We start from the raw sequence: 3,783 nt of genomic DNA on the forward strand, positions 1-3,783 counted from the left end.
CTACAGCTTAGTATAGTTCGAATTTTAGTGTCCAGGATATTGACATAAATCCAAAAATTGAATTTTAAATATAGCATAAATGATTTGTAATAAAGTAGTTTAAAATATAATAAAAAGGTGTTCGAATAGAATTGGGTATATTTTATTTAGTTAGTTTTGATTGGATTATTTGTTGAAAATTACATGAAAATGATATAATAAATAGATAAATTAAAATGAAATAGCGGATGATGGAATACTATTATTTTGAAAAATAGGGGATGACAAAATGAGTAAAAAATTAAAATTTAAAAAGATAGAATACAATAAGGTATTCTGTGAGGAATTTAAAGATTTAAAAGTTAATAATGAAATAGAATTTAATAAAAATATAGCGGTATTATATGGACCGAATGGAACGGGAAAAACAAGTTTAAGTAAAGTATTAGCTGGAGATAGTAAAGATGAAAATATATGCTTTGAAGTTGAATTTAAAGGACAGGAAAAGATAGATAGTGGGGAAATATTTCATATAATAAGTGATCAAAATAGTAGAAATATAATAAAAGGAAGTGCTAAAGATTATTTAATTGGAGATGATATTGAGAAAGAAGAAAGGCTAATTAAAGAGATTGAAGAAGGATTTAAAGTATTATGTGAGTCTATGAGATTAATATTAAAAGATAAATTAAATATAACTACAAGAACTAATAAATTAATAGAGACGGTAGAAGATAAAGAAATTCAAAAAAATATTAAAGATTTTGCAAATAAGCAATTTAAGGGAAATCAAATAGATAAAGAAAAGTATATAAATAAAGTTAGAGATTTAAAAAAGATTCAATCAAATTTTAATGCTGAAGATGATATATATAAGTTTATAAAAGATAATTATAAAGATGCAAAATCTATAATATATAAGATAATGAATTTAAATATTGAAGATATAAAACAAAATATAAAAGTAAAAGAAATAGAAGAGAACGATGAGGCTATAAAAATAATAAATAAATTTTTATATAAAGATGAATGTGTTGTCTGTGATAACAATAAATATGATAAAGAAAAGTTATTAAAAGATAAAAAAACTAATAAATTAAATATTGAAAATCAGTTAGATGAGAAGACAAAAAATATTTTAAATGGAATAATAAATATCGTAAAGAAACAAGATAAAGATCCGTTAAATATACAAAATATTTTTTTAGATGCTATAAAAACTGGAAATAAAGATAATATATTAGAATTACAAACTAAAATAAGAGAATATTTAAAAAATATAGGGAATGAAATATCTAATTTGGTAAAAGATAATTTGAGTAATGAATTAATATCAAAATATGATGAATATGAAAAGCTTATAGAAAAGCAACTTAAAATATCAGAAGAAGATTTATTGTATTTAAAAGAAGTAATAGGTGATAATATAGGTAGAGCAGTTAATATAGAGAGGGACAAGAATAATAAAGTTAGAATAACATTAGATGGAGATGAACTTTTAGGTAAAGATAGAGATGAGCTTGGTCTTAGTACAGGGCAACAAAATTTTATATCATTATCATTTGAATTATTAAAAGCGAAGAAATCGGACAAGTTATATATAGTATTAGATGATCCTATATCTAGTTTTGATTCAATATATAAAAATAAGATAGCATTTTGTATTGTGAAATTTTTAGAAGGTAAAAAACAAATAATATTAACTCATAATACTGAGTTAATAAAACTATTGGAATTTCAAGTACGAGGTAGTTTTGAATTATATATGTTTAACAACACGGATGGTGCAGAAAATGGATTTATAAAAGTTAACAAAAATGAACAAGATATTCTATTACAGTTAAATAAACTTTTAGATTTATTTAGAGGAGATATTTTGTCATATATTAAGAAAGGAAATAATAGAGAAGAACAATACAAAAATAATAAAAGATTTTTAGTAGTGATGATTCCTTTTATGAGAGGATATGCAAATATAATTGGAAATAGTCAGGTATATAAAGAACTTTGTAAGGTAATGCATGGATATGAAAGTGAATATGTTGATATTGGCTGTATGTATGAGAGACTTTTTAGAGTGAAAATAGGGAAAATAGAAACAAATATTAATGAAATATTAGATATAGATGTACAAAATAAGGAATTAATAGATAAAACAAAATATCCGTTATTAAATAGAACATTATATCATACATTGAACTATTTATTTTTAAGACTTATAGTAGAGAAAAAATTATGTATGTTTGAAAATAATAAAGTATTGAAGATAATAGAAGTAAAAAAGAAAAAACAAGGAGATAAATATGCAGGTGAAACAACGCAAAATATAATTGATTATATTTTTAAAAGAAGTGATAAATCTAAAATAAAAGAAAGAGTTTTTTTTACTTCTAAAAAAACTCTCTTGAATGAATTCAATCATTTTGAAGGAAATATGAATATTTTTCAACCAGCAATAGACATTACAGATAAGGCGTTGGAAGATGAGAAAAAATCAATATTAACAGAACTTGAAATTCAAGAAAATAATCAAATGTTTGATGAAGCGGCTGTAGGCCTAGAGGAATAAAAGAACAACTGGGACTAAGGTAGACTATGGGGAAATTTGTATATTTTTAAATAATATATTATTTGCTCTGAAGAGGCTATTTCGCCTAATAGCTGCTCCAGAAGCGCTAAAAACGAATGCTTTGTTAATGCAGAAGTCTATAGAAAATGTATAAATTCTACTGTACAAAGAGTATAAATGGAAGACAAATAATTAGAGATAAAGGCGAGTTGGCATTAGTCTATAAATTTAATAGTATTTTCAAGAAAAATAAGTACAAGTTCAAGCTTTGAAAAGCATTTCTTTTCAACATCGTTTTGGAAGAATAAAATGAAAAGTGCAAGGTAAAATTGCGTTAGTCTTTTTGTATAGAATCTCAAAAGATTTATAAATATAAAAAATTAGCTATTTATAAACAAAATATATATTGAAATTCAACTTAAATATAAATTATATAAGTACTAGTTTTTACATAGTCTGCTGAGCAATATGTTGGAACTATTTGTCCTGCTTTATATGTTTAAGAATAGATTTTTATTTAAGAGTGGTAAACTTTTTAATGTTTTTCTAGATTATTACTAGTTTGTGCTATAAATATAATAAACCCTATAGATTCATGTAATTCTATAGGGTTTTTTTATTAGTATTTTTAAAATAACTCTAAAATAAAAATAAGTGATAAATAAATACTTAAAATTAATTATATTCTATAGAAATTAATTTGGATATAATGTAAGAAATCATCAAAATTGGTATTATCGGCAAAAAAAATGTTTTTAGAACCTAAATACTGTTGTAATGTTCTATTGATATAAAATTCTTGCATATCATATATTCTATAAGAAGGAGCCGTTAAATCTTTAGAAACAAATTTAAAAAAAGCTTTTTTAAATTCGTTGTTAGATAGAGAGGGGGTTGTTTTATCAAACTTTAAAAGGTCATTTTTAGTTTTGGTAAATAATTTTTTGGTGGATGAAGCAGTCATTGTTATGTCATAATTATAGTGGCTTTGGATAAAAGTAACTACATTAGTCAAATTGTTAAAAATATTCTTTATTAAATATTCGCAAACGGTTAGGTGTGGCGAACTAACCGGAGTATTTAGTGAATTTAGTATAGTATTAATCTGATCCTCACAAACACATATTGAAGTAAGAATCATATCGTATTCACTAAATAAGTAACCATTATTTATATTATTTAATAAATCTTTATTTACGATAGGAGATTGTTTTAAAATATCAGCAGTAAAATTA

The 3,783-nt window shown here is 23.3% G+C and carries 2 protein-coding genes; one reads left to right on the forward strand and one right to left on the reverse strand.

Translation table 11 applies throughout. The features are described 5' to 3' along the window. The first annotated feature begins 268 nt into the window (after positions 1–268). A complete protein-coding gene (locus Q0W06_RS19405; RefSeq protein WP_297639775.1) occupies positions 269–2,548 on the forward strand; it encodes an AAA family ATPase in 2,280 nt (759 codons plus the stop codon). A 679-nt stretch (positions 2,549–3,227) separates the two neighbouring features. Here the strand turns inward: Q0W06_RS19405 and Q0W06_RS19410 are convergent. After that, on the reverse strand, positions 3,228–3,783 hold a 556-nt coding region (locus tag Q0W06_RS19410; protein WP_297639778.1), incomplete at its 5' end, for a hypothetical protein.

Source organism: uncultured Clostridium sp., assembly GCF_947072515.1.
GTDB lineage: Bacteria > Bacillota > Clostridia > Clostridiales > Clostridiaceae > Clostridium.

What these genes read in the sequence shown, in the direction of transcription:
- Q0W06_RS19405 (WP_297639775.1), top strand. Translation starts at nt 269, where the DNA reads ATGAGTAAAAAATTAAAATTTAAAAAGATAGAATACAATAAGGTATTC.